Source organism: Nocardia lasii, assembly GCF_042658545.1.
Classification (GTDB): domain Bacteria; phylum Actinomycetota; class Actinomycetes; order Mycobacteriales; family Mycobacteriaceae; genus Nocardia; species Nocardia lasii.
Map to the genome: position 1 here is coordinate 89,535 of NZ_JBHSQN010000013.1, position 16,675 is coordinate 106,209.

Annotated in this window: 17 protein-coding genes and 1 tRNA gene; 6 read left to right on the forward strand and 12 right to left on the reverse strand. The window is 66.8% G+C overall.

The genetic code is table 11. From position 1 onward, the window contains the following. Positions 1 to 595: 595 nt before the first annotated feature. Positions 596 to 1,210, forward strand: a complete 615-nt coding sequence (locus ACFP3H_RS18735; protein ID WP_378607800.1) for a TetR/AcrR family transcriptional regulator — start codon at positions 596 to 598, stop codon at positions 1,208 to 1,210. Positions 1,211 to 1,267: 57 nt separating this feature from the next. Here ACFP3H_RS18735 and ACFP3H_RS18740 read toward each other — a convergent pair whose 3' ends face one another. Together ACFP3H_RS18740 and istB are read right to left on the reverse strand one after the other, a co-directional pair. After that, positions 1,268 to 1,726, reverse strand: a complete 459-nt coding sequence (locus ACFP3H_RS18740; RefSeq protein ID WP_378607802.1) for a hypothetical protein — start codon at positions 1,724 to 1,726, stop codon at positions 1,268 to 1,270. 223 nt (positions 1,727 to 1,949) lie between these two features. After that, positions 1,950 to 2,747 (reverse strand): IS21-like element helper ATPase IstB, encoded by a 798-nt coding sequence (gene istB / locus ACFP3H_RS18745; protein WP_378607804.1) that lies wholly within the window; start codon positions 2,745 to 2,747, stop codon positions 1,950 to 1,952. A gap of 256 nt (positions 2,748 to 3,003) precedes the next feature. On the opposite strand from istB, the gene ACFP3H_RS18750 reads away from it, so the two are divergent. Further along, positions 3,004 to 3,471, forward strand: a complete 468-nt coding sequence (locus tag ACFP3H_RS18750; RefSeq protein WP_378607806.1) for a hypothetical protein — start codon at positions 3,004 to 3,006, stop codon at positions 3,469 to 3,471. Between the two features lie 163 nt (positions 3,472 to 3,634). Here the strand turns inward: ACFP3H_RS18750 and ACFP3H_RS18755 are convergent, their stop codons facing one another. From ACFP3H_RS18755 to ACFP3H_RS18775, 5 genes are all read right to left on the reverse strand, one after another. Continuing rightward, positions 3,635 to 4,657, reverse strand: a complete 1,023-nt coding sequence (locus ACFP3H_RS18755) for a hypothetical protein (protein WP_378607808.1) — start codon at positions 4,655 to 4,657, stop codon at positions 3,635 to 3,637. Between the two features lie 196 nt (positions 4,658 to 4,853). Next, positions 4,854 to 5,564 (reverse strand): hypothetical protein, encoded by a 711-nt coding sequence (locus ACFP3H_RS18760; RefSeq protein ID WP_378607810.1) that lies wholly within the window; start codon positions 5,562 to 5,564, stop codon positions 4,854 to 4,856. Positions 5,565 to 6,058: 494 nt separating this feature from the next. Then, positions 6,059 to 7,690, reverse strand: coding sequence for a SulP family inorganic anion transporter (locus ACFP3H_RS18765; protein ID WP_378607812.1), 1,632 nt, complete (start codon positions 7,688 to 7,690; stop codon positions 6,059 to 6,061). Positions 7,691 to 7,692: 2 nt separating this feature from the next. After that, positions 7,693 to 9,516 (reverse strand): phosphoenolpyruvate carboxykinase (GTP), encoded by a 1,824-nt coding sequence (locus ACFP3H_RS18770; RefSeq protein WP_378607814.1) that lies wholly within the window; start codon positions 9,514 to 9,516, stop codon positions 7,693 to 7,695. An 85-nt stretch (positions 9,517 to 9,601) separates the two neighbouring features. Next, on the reverse strand, positions 9,602 to 9,904 hold the full coding sequence (locus tag ACFP3H_RS18775; RefSeq protein WP_378607816.1) for an ArsR/SmtB family transcription factor: 303 nt from the start codon (positions 9,902 to 9,904) through the stop codon (positions 9,602 to 9,604). 100 nt (positions 9,905 to 10,004) lie between these two features. Here ACFP3H_RS18775 and ACFP3H_RS18780 point away from each other — a divergent pair, with 100 nt between their 5' ends. Beyond that, a complete protein-coding gene (locus ACFP3H_RS18780) occupies positions 10,005 to 10,808 on the forward strand; it encodes an alpha/beta fold hydrolase (protein ID WP_378607818.1) in 804 nt (267 codons plus the stop codon). Between the two features lie 25 nt (positions 10,809 to 10,833). Further along, on the forward strand, positions 10,834 to 11,181 hold the full coding sequence (locus ACFP3H_RS18785; RefSeq protein ID WP_378607820.1) for a zinc ribbon domain-containing protein YjdM: 348 nt from the start codon (positions 10,834 to 10,836) through the stop codon (positions 11,179 to 11,181). Between the two features lies 1 nt (position 11,182). Here the strand turns inward: ACFP3H_RS18785 and ACFP3H_RS18790 are convergent, their stop codons facing one another. Further along, on the reverse strand, positions 11,183 to 12,064 hold the full coding sequence (locus ACFP3H_RS18790; RefSeq protein WP_378607822.1) for a LysR family transcriptional regulator ArgP: 882 nt from the start codon (positions 12,062 to 12,064) through the stop codon (positions 11,183 to 11,185). A 70-nt stretch (positions 12,065 to 12,134) separates the two neighbouring features. On the opposite strand from ACFP3H_RS18790, the gene ACFP3H_RS18795 reads away from it, so the two are divergent. Then, positions 12,135 to 12,755 (forward strand): LysE/ArgO family amino acid transporter, encoded by a 621-nt coding sequence (locus ACFP3H_RS18795; protein ID WP_378607824.1) that lies wholly within the window; start codon positions 12,135 to 12,137, stop codon positions 12,753 to 12,755. Between the two features lie 33 nt (positions 12,756 to 12,788). Here ACFP3H_RS18795 and ACFP3H_RS18800 read toward each other — a convergent pair whose 3' ends face one another. The 3 genes from ACFP3H_RS18800 to ACFP3H_RS18810 all read right to left on the reverse strand — a co-directional run bounded on the left by ACFP3H_RS18800 (position 12,789) and on the right by ACFP3H_RS18810 (position 14,616). Continuing rightward, a complete protein-coding gene (locus ACFP3H_RS18800; protein WP_378607826.1) occupies positions 12,789 to 13,130 on the reverse strand; it encodes a hypothetical protein in 342 nt (113 codons plus the stop codon). Between the two features lie 76 nt (positions 13,131 to 13,206). Beyond that, positions 13,207 to 13,818: a transglycosylase SLT domain-containing protein gene (locus tag ACFP3H_RS18805; RefSeq protein WP_378607828.1), complete on the reverse strand. Its 612-nt coding sequence runs from the start codon at positions 13,816 to 13,818 to the stop codon at positions 13,207 to 13,209. 725 nt (positions 13,819 to 14,543) lie between these two features. Further along, positions 14,544 to 14,616 (reverse strand) — tRNA-Lys (locus ACFP3H_RS18810). A 314-nt stretch (positions 14,617 to 14,930) separates the two neighbouring features. On the opposite strand from ACFP3H_RS18810, the gene ACFP3H_RS18815 reads away from it, so the two are divergent. After that, complete coding sequence (locus tag ACFP3H_RS18815; RefSeq protein WP_378607830.1) at positions 14,931 to 16,139, forward strand: L,D-transpeptidase; 1,209 nt, start codon at positions 14,931 to 14,933, stop codon at positions 16,137 to 16,139. A 66-nt stretch (positions 16,140 to 16,205) separates the two neighbouring features. Here ACFP3H_RS18815 and ACFP3H_RS18820 read toward each other — a convergent pair whose 3' ends face one another. Beyond that, positions 16,206 to 16,538 carry a hypothetical protein gene (locus tag ACFP3H_RS18820; RefSeq protein ID WP_378607832.1) on the reverse strand — a complete coding sequence of 111 codons (333 nt, stop codon included), beginning with the start codon at positions 16,536 to 16,538 and terminating at the stop codon, positions 16,206 to 16,208. Between the last annotated feature and the right edge of the window lie 137 nt (positions 16,539 to 16,675).

Below are 16,675 nucleotides of genomic sequence, written 5' to 3' on the forward strand. Positions count from 1 at the left end.
TTCGGGAGCTGCACTTCATTGAGGCAAGCGCGACAAGAACGGAAGGTTCGCGCGGACCAGTGGCCGCAGCTCCTTCGGGAGCTGCACTTCATTGAGGCGCCGAGGGCAAGGTGCCGATGCTGTCGTCGACCCTGCGGCCGCAGCTCCTTCGGGAGCTGCACTTCATTGAGGCATGGTCTCGCTCGGGGAGCACCAGCCTGGTGCGGCGGGCCGCAGCTCCTTCGGGAGCTGCACTTCATTGAGGCGTCGACATCACCCGCGCGGTGAGGTCGTTGCAACGGCGCCGCAGCTCCTTCGGGAGCTGCACTTCATTGAGGCTACAACGGTGTTCCGTGGTCGGGTCGCGTGTTGCCGCAGCTCCTTCGGGAGCTGCACTTTGGTTGTGCCACCGAATTCTGACGTCGTTTATCGGTGAATGTTCCCGGCTCTCAACCTCGAATCGATCCGATCCTATCTGCGAATTCTGACGTCACCAGGCGTGCCTACCGGGTAGGCCGGAGGACCGGCCAACAGGTCATCGGCCGATTCGTCTTCCCTGCACCTGGCTCAACGCCGGTAGCGTGACTGGCGTGGGGACGACACAAAGGGGCGATCGATGAGCGATGTCATCCGCAAGCGCCCAAGGCAGCGGCGGTCCAAGGACACAGTGGACGTGATGTTGGAAGCGGCGGCGCAGATGTTCAGCCGTGAGGGACTGGCAACAACGACCAACCGGATCGCCGAGCGTGCCGGGGTCTCGATCGGAACGCTCTACCAGTACTTCCCGAATAAGCACGCGATACTCCAGGAGTTGGCCGTGCGACATCTCCTCGGGGGCGGTGAGCGACTCGGTCAGGTGTTCATCAGACTCAGGGAGACCGAGCCGCCGTTCGAGGAGACCATGCGCGCGATTGTCGACGTCATCGTCGACCTGCACAGCGACCGGCCCGCGCTACACGCCCTCATGCATCGTGTCGCCACACGGCTGCCCGGAGAGCTCGCGGCATTGCGTGCCTTCGAGGACTATCTCGTCGATGAAATCGGATATCACCTGCAACGATGTGGCCGTGGTGGCGATGATGCGGCCCTGACGGCGCGGACACTGGTCCATGTCGTCGATGCGCAGGTCCATCGGGTGCCTTCTCGAGACCCGATCACCGCCGAACAGGTTATGGAGCTCGTGCAGAGACTCACCCCCGAGATCACTGTGGCGGATGGACGATCCGGGTAGCGATAGGCATCGCCAGGTCTCCTTTTGTCGTGGATGGGCGGACCGGTTGTCGTGCAGTCATTGTGCAATGGGCGGCTGAATTCGATCGGACCGTTGGTTCTCGATCAGGCGGAGCAGCCTCGGCCCGGCGGCCGCGAAGAGGGCCGTACCACCTGCCATCAGTACACCGATGCGCGCGGCACGGCGGGGCATTCCTTGCCTGGCGGCGAAGATCACGGCTCCGGCATCGAAGAGGTCCATCGCGATTCCCGCTTTCAGCGTCGCGCGCCGGACGGTTTCGTCGGAATGCAGCGCGCCAGCCCCGAGAATGACATCGCGGACGCCGAAGGCTTTGATCCAGACGCCTCCGTCAGGCCCTGGGTACTCGACGCCACCGACGCGGTGGACATGTGCCGAGCCGAATGCGGTGCTTACACCCCATACGATCCGCGCGATGCCGATCGCGGCGAGCACGCGGCGTTCAGCCGAGTCTGGTCTAGCGTTTGTCACTGTTTCCTCGTATCCGATGTAATCCACACCCCAAGCATCGATGCAGCAGGTAACCGACACAACTCGCGTTTCTGCCCCGCGCGCCAGGCTAGGAAATACCGCCTGATCTGCGATCCTTCGCCAAAGTTGGCGTTTTGGATGCTGCCTACTCGCTTTTGGCGGGTTCGACCTGACGTGACCCAATTCCCGGCCCAACCAGGTGCTGGCGATTTCTGGGTTCTGACCTGGGAACTATCGGTGAATATCGACATCACCCATTGGCAGCAGCTTTGGCTTGGGCGGTGCGCGCGAGCCGGTAGGAGTCGGTGCCGGTTTCGATGATGTGACCGCCGAAGGTGAGTCGGTCGACGATCGCGGCGCAAAGCCTGGGATCGGTGAAGGTTTTGGTCCAGCCGGAGAACGACTCGTTGGACGCGATCGCGACGGAGTTCTTCTCCTCGCGTTCGGTCAGCACCTGGAACAGCAGTTCCGCGCCGCGGCGGTCGAGTTCCATGTAGCCGAGCTCGTCGATGCAGAGCAGGTCGACGCGACCGTAGCGGGCGATCGTCTTGGTGAGTTGTTTGTCGTCAGCGGCCTCGACGAGCTCGTTGACCAGCTTCGTGGCCAGAGTGTATTTGACCCGGTGACCTTGCATGGCGGCTTCAGTGCCCAACGCGATGAGCAGGTGGGATTTGCCGGTGCCGGAATCACCGATCAGGCAGCGCGGGAACCCCTTCTTGATCCATTCGCCGTTGGCGAGGGTGTGGATCGTGGCGGGGTCGACGTTGGAGTTGGCTTCGAAATCGAACGCTCGCAATGACTTGTCGCGCGGGAACCCCGCGGCGCGGATGCGGCGTTCGCTGCGTCGGCGGGCGCGGTCATCGCATTCGGCGAGCAATAGTTCGGCCAGGAATGCCCGGTAGGTCATCTGCTCGCGGGTGGCGCCTTCGGCGATCTCGTTGAACTGCGCCCGGATGGTGGGGAGTCGTAGCATGCGGCAGGCTTGGTCGACGGCGGCGTCGGCGGCTTGATCGGTCATGCCGTGGCGGCGTGGTGCGGTGATGCTCATGCTGTGGTGCTCCCTTTCGTCGTGGACGGAGTTCGGACAAGCAACTGGGATGGTGACGTCGGATATTCGAAGTCTCGGAATGCCTTCACCTGTGGTCACTTTCGTTGGTAGCGAGCCCACCAGTACACGGCACGGGCCGTGGCGTTCGCGGGACCAACCGGATCGCCTGACAACACCCCGAGGGGGTTGACGTGCGTCGTCCCCCACCAATACTGTGGGAGACGACGCACGTCAACGCCCCCGCTAGGAGACTCCCGTGAAGTGCAACTTGTCCGAATTCTCAATCGAGGACCTCATCGCCGAGCTCGAAAAGCGTGGCTACGAGGTCCACCGGCCGCACCCGACCACATTGGCGCGTAGAAAGCAGCGCACGAACCGAACTTTCCCAGTGATCTCCCGGTCCGGCCGCTCGTACGTCGCAACCAACGGCCGACTCTACGGAGAGATCAGCCCGAACCAGCAGCGCCAGGCAGACGCTGGCTACTGGCGAGTAGGTGAAGCGATCCGTGCGGCGAACCTGCCGATGACGGTGGCTGTGGCTGGGACCGTGGAGCGTATCTACGAGGTGAACAGCTGGAGCCCGCATGGTGACAAATGGGTGGCCGCCCTCGGGGCACTCCTCACTGACAACGATCTCGACACCCGGTACCCCGACTACCCCTACCGGTACGGGGACGACTGCCCAACCCGCAATGGTGGTGCGTACCGTCCGGAAACATACTGAGCGCCGGTTAGCCCTGGGCAGATGACGGGACCCCCGGACTGGATCCCAGTTCCGGGGGTCTCTTGCTGTGCCACCGCGTCGATGGCCCAGGAACTCATCGACTCAGGCTGGGCACCACCAAATTTGCGACAGTTGTTTACGCGAGCCCACCAGGTTCACGGGCCTAGCGGCGGCCAATGTCCGCGGCGTAGCTGCTCCAGTCGCCGGACGCGGCGCGTTGCCATTCGGCGGCGACTTTGGGATGGATGCCGAGTGCGCGGGCGAGTACGACAGCGGGTAGTTCGGTGGCGAGCTGGAACAGGGCGGCAGAGCGAGCGGTGCTGGGCTGGATTCCGGCCCGGTGGAGTTGGCGGCTGATGGTGATTCCGCGTGCTGGTTGTCCGGGGCGTTTTCCGGGGAATAGCCATGTGGAAGTGCCGGTTTCGCCGAGGACGGCGGTGCTGCGCCGGGTGGCGATCAGATCGGTGACGAGTTCAGCCAGGGGCGGAGGCAGGGTCAGCGGGGTGGTGCCGAGCCGGAGCTGAACGGTGTCGCCGTTGACTAGGACGTCATCGGTGGTGAGGCGGCTGATAGCGGTCGGGGTTTGGGCGTAGAACAACGCGAGCAGACCGGCGACCCGGGTGGAGGTGTCGATGTCGGTGCCGTCGAGGAGATGGTGGATGTGTTGCCAGCGCTGTTCGTGGTCGAATGGGCCTGTCGGCCCGGTCCAGCGGACTGCGCGCATGTGCAGGTGGGGGTTGATCCCTTGTCTACTGACCCAGCGGACGAAATGGCCGAGATATCGACGATGGCTCGCGGCTGGAAGGCTGAGCCAGCGCTCGAGATCACCCTGTCGGCAGGTCGCCGGGGTGAGGTTGTTCTCGCGCAGCCAGTCCAGGAAAACGGTTGCCGCGGTGACTTGATACTTGATTGCCTTGGTCTGGTTGTCGGTGGTAACGCCGCGGTCCCGCTGGCGGTGCCGACGAAGCAGGTGCCAGACGGCGTAGCGGTGGAGCAGTTCCTTGTCGGTGGTGCTGGGGCGGGCGGCCAGCTGTTCGTCGATCCAACGTTGAATGCGGATCAGGTATTCGTCGCGGGCGGGCAGTGCACCGGTGTTGACCAGGATCGCGCGCAATTGCTCGATTGCCTGGCCGTGAGGCTGTTCGTCGAGCGTGGCGTGGTCCAACGGTCGACGTCCGGATGCCATATCGGCCAAGAGCGTGCTGGTGGTGCTGTTTTCGGCGAGCCAGCGCAGGCCGGTGCGAGGCCGAGCGGTAGCGGCGAAATTATGGTGTAGGGCCAGTAGTTACTGGCGGATGGACCCGGTTCCGTCGTCGAGCAGTGACCGCAGCCGCTGGTCGAGGGTGCAGCGCCGGCATGGCCCCCGTGAGAGTTGTCCGTGTTCACCGCAGCCGGGGCAGGCATGCCATCGGGAGAGGTCTGGTTGGGCGCAGGTGGCGCAGAGCGGTGCGTGGCGGGTTCCGCCTCGGATTTGTTTCATGACACCGCATTTCGTGCAGACCGCACAGACTTGCAGGCAGGCGCGGCACGACGGCAGACCTGTGGCCTTGGAGACCGTGCAGAACATCGTCCGCCCGCAGATGCTGCAGGTCCGCATTGATCGTGCGCGGTGTTCTCCGTGGTTGCGGCAGGTATTGCAGAGGGGGCGGCCCTGGCCGTCGCGACGCTGACATGGTCGGCGTTGCCCGCAGGTGGTGCGTTTGGCGGATGAAGACCTCCGCCGGACCTTTGCCTTCCTCGGCATGGACCTGCGGTTTTCGTTCGGCGATGTAGTCGCGCAGCGTCTGGTAGGCGACGTCGTCCATGCCGTGTTCGTCGAGTAGCCGGGCGTACAGGCGTTTGATGGTGTGGCGCTGTTTGCGTGGTGCCCGCAGTTCCGCGCGCAGGACTTCATCGATGAAGGGCTTGAACGGGTCGAGCTTGGAGCCTCGCGTCGGGTACTTCCTACGCTGGTTCGGCCAGGCGGCGTTGGTCGCGGCTTGGACTGTGCGCCAGCCGACTCCGTACTTCGTCTGCGACGCCCGACCCGACATCCCCGCTCGTGCGTCGCGCCGGATCGCGGCGTAGAGCTCGACCTTCGTCTGACGAGGCAACGGCGACTCCCTCCAACGCGTGTGTACGGGGCGAAGCACACGCATCCTTGCACCACAACCAAGATCACGATGTCAGAATTCGCCGATACGAACATCTTCGGATCTGGGGCGACGTCAGGATCCACCGATCGGTGACGTCACAGATCACCGATAGAACCGTGCACTTCATTGAGGCCGCCGACTCCGCTGTGGAGTGCATCGAGCAAGACGAGCCGCAGCTCCTTCGGGAGCTGCACTTCATTGAGGCGTGACGTATTCGCCGGTCGCGGTGTCGCGGAGGGGGCCGCAGCTCCTTCGGGAGCTGCACTTCATTGAGGCGCCAACGCCAGGATGACGACCGGGTCGTCGCACTTCGAGGCCGCAGCTCCTTCGGGAGGTGCACTTCATTGAGGCCGGTGGTCGGCGGGATGGTGGTAGCCGCGGGCGCTCGGGGCCGCAGCTCCTTCAGGAGCTGCACTTCATCGTGGGAGGGCTGCTGTTTGATTCGTGAGTGGTCAAGGCTGTCTGTGTTGTGCTGGCAGGAATTGCCGCGCGTAGGTGATGGCCGTGCCGGTGTCGGGGAAGACGGGGGTTGGGCCGGTGGGGAGGGCGCCGATGGTGGTGAGGCGGTGGTGGTGGTCGGGGCGGAGGCCGGAGAGTAGGACGGTGATGTGGCGGTTTTCCAGTTTGTGGATGGCGTCTTTGAGGACGAGGGCGCCGGTGGTGTCGAGGGCGGTGATGCGGGACATGCGCAGGATGACGACTTTGACGTCGGAGACTTCGGTGAGTTCCAGGAGGAAGCGGTGGGCGGCGGCGAAGAAGAGGGGGCCGTCTATTCGGTAGGCGACGATGTGGTCGCGGAGGAGGGCGTGTTCTTCGCCGAGGTGGTCGGATTCGTCGAGGGGGACCTGGTGGAGGGTGGCTTCGCGGGCGATGGCGCGCACGGCCAGGATCAGGGCGAAGCCGATGCCTATTACTACGGCGGTGACCAGGTCGAAGGCGACGGTGATCACGAAGGTGAGGGCCATGATGGTGGCGTCGCCGCGGGAGGCGCGGGCGATGGCGGCCAGGGAGGCGGCTTCGACCATGCGGACGGTGGTGGCCAGCAGGACGCCGGCCAGGGCGGCGAGGGGGATGTCGGCGACGGGGCCGGACAGGAAGTAGACGATGGCGGCCAGGACGACGGCGTGGCTGAGGGCGGCGAGGCGGGTGCGGGCGCCGGAGCGGACGTTGACCGCGGTGCGGGCGATGGCGCCGGTCGCGGGGACGCCGCCGAAGAGCGGGGCGGCGATATTGGCCAGGCCCTGACCGAACAGTTCGCGGTCGGGGTCGTTGCGGGTGCCGACGGACATGGAGTCGGCGGCGGTGGCGGACAGCAGGGATTCGAGGGCGGCCAGTGCGGCGACGGCGAGGGCCGGGAGCAGTAGCCCGGTCACCTCGTCGAGGTGCAGGAACGACAGCGACGGCGCGGGCAGCCCGGCCGGAAGGGCGCCGACGCGGGCGAGGTCGAGTCCGGCGGCGCTCGCGATCACCGTCGCCACCACGACCGTGACCAGCGCGAACGGCAGCTTCGGCAGGAATCGGCCGCCGATCAGGATCACCACGGTCACCGCGAGCGCCATGATCGGCGCGGTCCAGTGCGGGTCCGCGAGGAATCGGCGCACCGCGTCGAAGGCCGACTGCCAGACCTTCTCGCCGTCTCCGGGCACCCCCAGCGCGCCCGGAAACTGTTGCAGCGCGATCACTACCGCGATCCCGGCGGTGAAACCCTCGATCACCGGGGCGGGCATGAACCGTACCGCCCGCCCGACCCCGGCGAACGCCAGCGCGACCAGCATGACCCCGGCCATCAGGCCGACGGTCAACACCCCGGACGCGCCGTGCTCGGCCACGATCGGCACCAGCACCACGGTCATCGCCCCGGTCGGCCCCGACACCTGGAACCGCGATCCGCCGAAGACCGCGGCGATGGCCCCGGCCACGATCGCGGTCGCCAGACCGGCGGCGGCACCGAGCCCGGAACTGATGCCGAATCCCAGCGCCAGCGGCAACGCCACCAGCGCCACGACCAGCCCCGACAACAGATCCGAACCCGGCGCCCGAAAGGCGGGCTTCCACTCCGACCAGGTCGGCAGCAGGGCCCGCATGGTCAGCGGTTGCCGAGCAGGCGCAGTTTCAGTGCGGCGAGCTGCTCGCGCAGCTGCTCGGGTAGCCGGTTGTCGCCGATGCGGGCGAACCATTCGTCGATGGATCGGGTCTCGGTGACCCACTCGTCGGTGTCGACGGCCAGGGCCTTGTCCACCAGGGCGCGGTCGGCGTCGTCGAGGCCGGTCAGGTCGAGGGCGTCGGCGGTGGGGACGTAGCCGATGGGGGTCCATTCGGCGTCGGCGGTGCCGTCGAGGCGTTCGAGGGCCCACTTCAGCACGCGCACGTTGTCGCCGAAGCCGGGCCACAGGAAGGTGCCGTCGGCGTCGCGCCGGAACCAGTTGACCTGGAAGATCTTCGGCAGCGCGGCGGTGTTGGCCTCGCCGCCCAGTTCGAGCCAGTGCGCGAAGTAGTCACCGACGTGATAGCCGAGGAACGGCAGCATCGCCATCGGATCGCGGCGCACCACCCCGACCGCGCCGGCGGCGGCCGCGGTGGTCTCCGAGGACAGCACCGAGGCGGTGAACACCCCGTGCGCCCAGTCGAAGGTCTCGGCGACCAGGGGGACCGTGCTCGCGCGGCGGCCACCGAAGAAGATCGCCGAGATCGGCACACCGGTCGGGTCGTTCCATTCCGGGGCGACCGACGGGCACTGCTCGATGGGGGTGCAGTAACGCGAATTAGGATGGGCGGCAGGGGTTTCCGAGGACGGCGTCCAGTCGTTGCCGTGCCAGTCGGTCAGGTGGGCGGGTGCCTGGTCGGTCATGCCCTCCCACCACACGTCGCCGGTGTCGGTGAAGGCGGTGTTGGTGAAGATCGAATTGCCGCGGTCGATGGTGGCGATCGCGTTCGGGTTGGTGCGCGCGCCGGTGCCGGGGGCGACGCCGAAGAAGCCGGCCTCCGGGTTCACCGCGTAGAGCCTGCCGTCGGCGCCGAAGCGCATCCAGGCGATGTCGTCGCCGATGGTCTCGGCCTGCCAGCCGGGCAGGGCGGGCTCGAGCATCGCCAGGTTGGTCTTGCCGCACGAGGACGGGAACGCGGCCGCCACGTAGTGCTTCCTGCCCTGCGGCGAGGTGAGTTTCAGGATCAGCATGTGCTCGGCCAACCAGCCCTCGTCGCGGCCGAGGACCGAGGCGATGCGCAGGGCGAAGCACTTCTTGCCGAGCAGGGCGTTGCCGCCGTAGCCGGAGCCGTAGCTCCAGATGGTGCGGGTTTCGGGGAAGTGGGCGATGTACTTGGTGTGGTCGCACGGCCACGGGACATCGGCCTGGCCGGGGCTCAGCGGGGCGCCGACCGAGTGCAGGCAGCGCACGAATTCGGTGTCGCCGGTGAGCTTTTCCCAGACCGGGGCGCCGGAGCGGGTCATGATCTGCATCGACACCGCCACATACGGCGAATCGGTGATCTGCACGCCGAACTTCGGTTCGGCGGCGTCGAGCGGGCCCATGCAGAAGGCGATCACATACATCGTGCGGCCCACCATCGCGCCGCGGTAGTGCTCGGTGAGCACGGTGCGCATGTCGACCGGGTCGACCCAGTTGTTGGTGGGGCCCGCGTCGCCGGGGTTCTCCGAGCAGATGAAGGTGCGGTCCTCGACCCTGGCTACGTCGTCGGGGTCCGAGACGCACCAGAAGGAGTTCGGTTTGGCGGTCAGGCGCACGAAGGTGCCCTGCTCGACGAGTTCGTCGGTGAGGCGGTCCCATTCCGCGCGGGAGCCGTCGCAGAAGACGACGCGATCCGGTGCGGTGAGGTCGGCGATCTCGTCGACCCAGGCCAGCAGGGCCGGGTGGGCGGTGGGGACCGTCGTCGGCGCGGAGCTCGTGGTCACGGATGTTCTCCTTCTCATCTTGCTAGGTATCTAGTTTAGAAAGTCTGCAACTAGTGGGCATGGGCGGTCGAGGCGGGGGGATGGTTCAGGCGATGGTGGGGTCGAGGAGTTCGGCTTGGCCCGCCACCACGCCGGTGAGGATCGCGCGGGCCACGATCAGCAGCTCTTTCACGCGCGGGGAGGTGAGTTCGTAGGTCACCGACAGGCCCTCGCGCCGGGCCGTCACCAGTCCGGCGCGACGCAGGATGGCCAGCTGTTGAGACAGGTTCGCCGCCTCGACGCCGACCTCGGGCAGCATCTCCGAGACCGCGTACTCGCGTTCGCTGAGCAGCTCGAGGACCCGGATGCGGATCGGGTGGCCGAGGGTTTTGAAGAAGTCGGCCTTCATTTGATAGAGCGGCCTGCTCAGTCCTGGCACCGTCGCGAACCCCGTCCTGCTGTGGCGGTATGGTGTTGCTAACTTTAGCAAACAGGCTAACAGGAGAAATATGCCCCTCACCTCGCTCAACGGCATCCAGCTCAATTACGACGTCACCGGATCGGGGCCGTTGGTCCTGCTCGTGATGGGTAGCGGCAGTCCAGGACGGGTGTGGCGGACCTACCAGGTGCCCGCGCTCGTCAAGGCCGGATTCACCGTCGCCACGGTGGACAACCGGGGGATCGCGCCGTCGTCGGAGTCCGCGTCCGGGATCACGATGGGGCAGCTGGTGGGCGATACCGCCGCGCTGATCGAGCACCTGGGGGCGCCGGCGCACGTGGTCGGCACCTCGATGGGGTCGCGGGTGGTCGCCGAGCTCGCGTTGGCGCGGCCGGAACTGGTGCGCAAGGCGGTGCTGTTCGCGGCGACCGCGCGCCCGTATCCGGTGACCACCACGCTCAGCAAGGGCGAACAGGCGCTCTACGACAAGGGCATCCAGTTGCCGCCGGAGTACGCGGCCGCGGTGAAGGCGATGCAGAACCTCTCGCCGCACACCCTGGCCGACCCGGCCAAGGCGCAGGAGTGGCTCGACATCTTCGAATTCACCACGGGCAAGGGCACTCCCGGCACGCGCGCGCAGGCGGGGATGGACCGGTCGCAGGATCGGCGCGAGGCGTATCGCGGGATCCGGGTGCCGAGCCTGGTGGTGGGGTTCGCCGACGATCAGATGGTGCCGCCGCGGTTCGGTCGCGAGGTCGCCGAGGTGATTCCGCGCGCCACCTACACCGAGATCGAGCGCTGCGGGCACTACGGGTACCTGGAACGGCCCGACGAGGTGAACCGCGTGCTGATCGAATTCCTTTCCGCTGCCTGATATCTCACGACCACGAGGAACCGTTATGAGCGATTCGCCGAACCCCTGTCCCGCCTGTAGCTACGAGTACACCTATGAGATGAACGGGATGTGGGTGTGTCCCGACTGCGCCAATATGTGGGGACTGAGCGTGGTGCCCGACCTCGAGCCGGAGCCGGTGATCCGCGACGCGGTCGGCAATGTGCTCGCCGACGGCGACACCGTGACGGTGGTCAAGACGCTCAAGGTGAAGGGCAGTCTGGTGGGGATCAAGGCGGGCACCAAGGTGCGCAACATCCGCCTGGTGCAGGGCGTGGGCGATCACGACATCGACTGCAAGGTCGACGGGATCGGGCCGATGCAGTTGAAGTCCAGCGTGGTGAAGAAGGTCTGAGTCAGCGCGGGGCCAGCGCCGACGCCGCCGCTGCCGTGATGGCGGTGGCGACGGCGGCCAGCGCGGGGGAGTGCAGTTTCCACTGCTGCCAGAACAGGGGGACGTCGATGTGGGCGTCGCCGTCGATGTTCACCAGAGTGCCTGCGGCGCGGTCGTTCTCGATCTGGAGGTCGGGCAGCATGCCCCAGCCGAGACCGAGGCGCACCGCGTCGGCGAACGCGGCCGAGGACGGCACGTAGTGGCTCGGGGGATCGCAGTGGCCGCCGGTGCGCAGGCGTAGTTGGCGGAACTGGAGGTCGTCCTTGCGGTCGAAGTGCACGACCGGGGCGGCGGCGTAGGCGGTCGGGGTGGGGCCGTCGGGGAACCAGGTGTTCACGAAAAGTGGGGTGGCCGTGGGGCGGTAGCGCATGGCGCCCAGTGGGGTCACGGTGCAGCCCTGGACGGGGGTGGCGGTCGCGGTGATCGCGGCGGTCACCGTGCCGTCGCGCAGCAGCCGGGTGGTGTGTTCCTCGTCCTCGCGGTGCAGGTCGAACAGGATTCCGGCGGGGACGCGGGCCAGCGCGGGCATCACCCAGGATTCGAGCGAGTCGGCGTTGACGGCGATGGGGACGCGGATCGACCGGTCGGGCGCGCCGAGTTCGCGGGCGGTGTCGCCGGTGAGCAGGGACACCTGGCGGGCCAAGCGCGCGACGGCGAGCCCGGATTCGGTGGGGCGCACGGGTTTCGAGCGTTGGACCAGCACGCGGCCCGCGGCTTCCTCTAGCGCCTTGATCCGCTGGCTGATCGCCGACGGGGTGAGGTTCAGGCGGCGGGCGGCCGCGTCGAAGGCGCCCTCGGTGAGCACGGCGTCGAGCGCGCGCAACTGGTCGAGCTGGAAATCCACGTAAGCAATTCTAATGGTTGTGCAGAAACATCAGCTGGACTGCATTCGGGGTGACTCCTACCGTCGAGCTGTGACGGCATCATCGGCGGCGCTGGCCGCCCTCTCCGGATTGGGCTTCGGGCTCTCGCTCATCGTGGCGATCGGCGCGCAGAACGCGTTCGTGCTGCGCCACGGGGTGCGCGGGCAGCATGTGCTGCCGGTGGTGGCGGTGTGCGCGGTGTCCGACATCGTGTTGATCGCGGCCGGCGTGGCCGGGTTCGGGGCGGTGGTCGAGTCGTTTCCGGCGATCGTGACCGTCGCGCGATACGCGGGGGCGGTGTTCCTGATCGGCTACGCGCTGCTCGCGGCCCGGCGGGCGTTCGGTTCGGCGGCGATGATCGCCGACGCGGCGGGGACCTCGGTCGCCGTCGGTGCGTCGGTGCTCACGTGTCTGGCGCTGACGTGGCTCAATCCACACGTCTACCTCGATACCGTGGTGCTGCTCGGGTCCTTCGCCACGACCTACGCCTCGGGAGAACGGTGGTTTCTGGCCGGGGGTGCGATGGTCGCCAGCGTGGTGTGGTTTCTGGCACTCGGGTACGGGGCGCGTCGGCTGAGTCCGCTGTTCGCGCGGCCGAGGGCGTGGCGGGTGTTGGATTCGCTGATCGCGGTCGTGATGTTCGCGCTGGCGCTTGGCCTGCTGTTCGCGTGACCGGCGCGGGGACGACCGTCGGACTCGGGTCGGTCAGGAGTTGTCGGACCACGGCGTGATCGGGGGTTTGACCCAGAGCAGCTTCTCGTCCGCGTGCGCGCGCACCGCCGCCGCGTGATCGGGATTGCGCGCGGCCCACGCGTCCTTGCGATCGAGCAGGTCGGCGACCACCCGCCAGGTCTCGCCGGTGCTGGGCGGGTTGGTCTCGGCGGCGCGGGCGAGTTTGCGCAGGGTGGCCGCGGGCAGGGCGAGCAGTTCGGCGCTGCCGATATCGCGCGACCACGCGTAGGCGGCCAGGCGGCGGGCCTTGGCGACGCGGCTGGCCGTCGCCGCGTCGGAATGCGCGTGATCGGCGGGATCTGCGCTGGTCGACACGACAGCGATTCTACGACGAACGCCCGCGCCCCGGTCGACGATGACCGGGGCGCGGGCGTTATGCAGTCAGCAGCGATCAGTACGCGCTGTTGACGTTGTCCATCGAGCCGTAGCGGGCTGCGGCGTAGTTGCAGGCCGCGACGATGTTGGAGACCGGGTTCCACACATCGAAGGGGGTGCCCTCGACGTGGTACGCGGCGAAGGTCGGGTCGATCACCTGGAGCAGGCCCTTGGAGGGGATGCCGTTGATCGCGTTGATGTCCCACAGGTTGATCGCCTGGGGGTTGCCGGTCGACTCGCGCATGATGTTGCGGTGGATGCCGTCGTAGCTGCCGGGGATGCCCTTGGCGGCCATGATGTCGAGCGCCTCGGTGATCCAGCCGTGCAGGTTGTTCTCGTAGACCTTGGGCGCGGGGGCCGGGGCGGCCTCGGGAGCGGGCGCGGGGGCCTCGGCGGCGGCTTCCGGCGCGGGGGCCGGGATGGCCTCGAGAGCAGGAGCGGCACCGACGGCGGGGATGTTCTCCGCCTGCTCGACGACGCTCGCGGCGCTCTCGGTCACACTGTCGTCAGCGAACGAGACGGAGGTGGCGGCAACGGCGACCAGGCCGACGGCGGCAACGGCGACGGTGAAGGCCTCACGGCGCGAACGACGGCCGATAACGTTGGTGAGCTTGTTCTTGTTCAGCATTGCTTTTCTGTTCCTTCATCTCTGTCTGGCGACGCAGGCCCTGGAGAGGGCGCGGTGGATCGCGCAGCGCGTACGGGAGTACACGCCGGTCAGGCGATGCGTTGTTTCTGTCTGTGTATGGGAAGGTGCGACGCTGTCGGGGGATGAATGCTCGGTGGCTGTTCATCGCCGCGTCGCACGGTGCTCCACAGCTGGCTGCGGGGAGACCACGCGCTGTTCGGTGCTATCGGAGGTTGGATACTTCCGGGCTAACCAAACCGCAGGTCCGTTTGTGACCTGATGACAGAATGGTCACGAAGGGTTAACGCAAGGTGAACGAAACTTGAACGGCAAACGCTGACGATCTTGGTTCCTGTCAGGGCAGTTGCGGAATCGTTATGTATGCAGGAGGTTTGCACCTCGGTTCCGCGTGGTGGCCGTCACAGAAAAAGATTTGCCGAATCAGGTTTCGGGAGGGTTTGCGCAGCTCGTGGGCGTCCGAATCGGGGGTTCGGGGCCCGATCGCCGGATTGTCCATGGCAGTTCGATAACGGGATCGTGACCGTTACCCGACTCCGGTCCTCCCGGCTCGACGCCGGCCGTTACGCCCTCGGGGGTAACTGTGGGGATGCGGGGCCTTAGGGGACTCGCACCATCGCTGTCTCCTCTGGATAGGGGCACGGCGGCTCCTGGGGGAGGAATAGAAGAAGCCCCCGACCACGTGGTGGTCGAGGGCTTCTTCGTTGTGCGCCATCAGGGACTTGAACCCCGAACCCGCTGATTAAGAGTCAGCTGCTCTGCCAATTGAGCTAATGGCGCTTGCTTTTGTTCTTTGCCCCGTCTCCGGTGCGGAACAAACATTAACAGACCCGAGGGTGGAAAGTGAAATCGGGCGCTGACCAGCGCGGACGCGACACGCGTAGCGGTGTTAACGACTTCGGGGTCGCGAGCTATCTAACGATTGTGACTTGGTCGTGTCGCGGGGGGTTTCCCGTTGGACTCGGCCGAGCGAGCTGGCAGAATGGGCGAGACGAGCTCGTAACGCCCCCCGCCAACACGGATGGCTTCCAGAGCGTTCGTTCGGTGGGATCTACGGCGCACCGTAATCGCGTCGGTACGGAAACGGGGTTGACATGGGTAAGAAGCGGGGGCGACCTCGGTCGCTTCGGACGATCGTTCCGGTGGTGCTGCTGGCGGTGTTCGCCCTCGGCGCCTCGGCCTGCTCGGCGGCCGAAGGGGCCGGTGTCGAGGTTGCGATCGATCGCAACCCCATCACCGAGCTCATCAAGCCGAAGTTGGTCTCGACCATCAAGGACGGGCAGGTCGGCGTCTCGCCCGCCATGCCCATGACCTTCCAGGTCGAGGACGGCACGTTCACCGATGTCACGCTGACCAATCAGCAGGGTGGCGCGGTGGCGGGGGTGTTGGCGCCGGACGGTCGGTCCTGGGCCACCTCGGAGGTGCTCGGCTACGGCAAGACCTACAAGCTCACGGCCGCGGCCATCGGGCTCGGTGGGGCTAATTCGTCGACGCTGAGCTTCACCACCAGCTCGCCCAACAACCAGACCAAGCCGTACCTGCTGCCCGGTGAGGGCGATGTGGTCGGTATCGGTCAGCCGGTGGCCATCCAGTTCGACGAGAACATCCCCGACCGTCGCGCTGCCCAGGACGCCATCAAGATCACCACCGAACCCGCCGTCGAAGGCGCCTTCTACTGGGTGAACAACCGCGAGGTGCGCTGGCGCCCCGAGCACTACTGGACGCCGGGCACCAAGGTCACCGTCGATGTGAACGTCTACGGCAAGGACCTCGGCAAGGGCGTGTTCGGCCAGGAGAACATCCACTCCTTCTTCACCATCGGCGACGCGGTGATCTTCACCGCCGACGACAACACCAAGCAGGTGGTGGTGGAGAAGAACGGCCAGGTCATCATGACCATGCCGACCTCGATGGGCAAGGACAGCACGCCCACCGACAACGGCATCTACATCGTCAGCGACCGGCACGAGAAGCTCATCATGGACTCCTCGACCTACGGTGTCGCGGTCAACTCCGCCGACGGCTACCGCACCCCGGTCGACTACGCGACGCGCATCTCCTACAGCGGCATCTTCTTCCACTCGGCGCCGTGGTCGGTCGGCCAGCAGGGCTACTCCAACGCCAGCCACGGCTGCTTGAACCTGAGCCCGGCCAACGCGCGCTGGGTGTACGAGAACGCCAAGCGCGGCGACATCACGATCGTGAAGAACACCGTCGGCGGCACCCTGTCCGGTGTCGACGGGCTCGGCGACTGGAACATCCCCTGGGCGGAGTGGAAGGCGGGCAACGCCGACGCTCCCTAGGGCGGGCGTAGACGACGAAAGGGACACCGGAGGCTTCCGGTGTCCCTTTCGCGCGTTGTGGGGCCGTTACAGCGGGGTGGGCAGCTCGCTGCAGTCCATCATCGCCTCGCCCGCGACCGCGAGCGCGCTGCCGAAGGCGCCGCACAGGATGCGCCCGCCGAACAGCAGGCGGTCCAGGTTGGGCAGGCCGGCCGAGCCGGTGCCCGAGGAGCCGGTGGTCTCGATCCCGGTGGTGGACCCGCTCTGCGCCGAACCGGACTCGGGCTTGCCCGGCAGGCCGAACCCGTTCTCGGCGGTGTACTCGGTGAGGGGCAGGCCGGGGGCGGCCGCGGCGGTTCCGGCGACAGGGCCGAGCACGGTGGCGGCCGCCAAAATGACGACGACGGTGGAACGCTTCATCAAGGGGTCTTTCCGGTCGAGCGCTGACGCGACGGTGAGATCTGCCCCACAACTGGGCAATGGTCCAAAGTGTAGCGGTCGAACGTGATGTGCGTCATGGGAGGTGGTGGGTGGGTGACCCGGAGAATGCAGAAGGC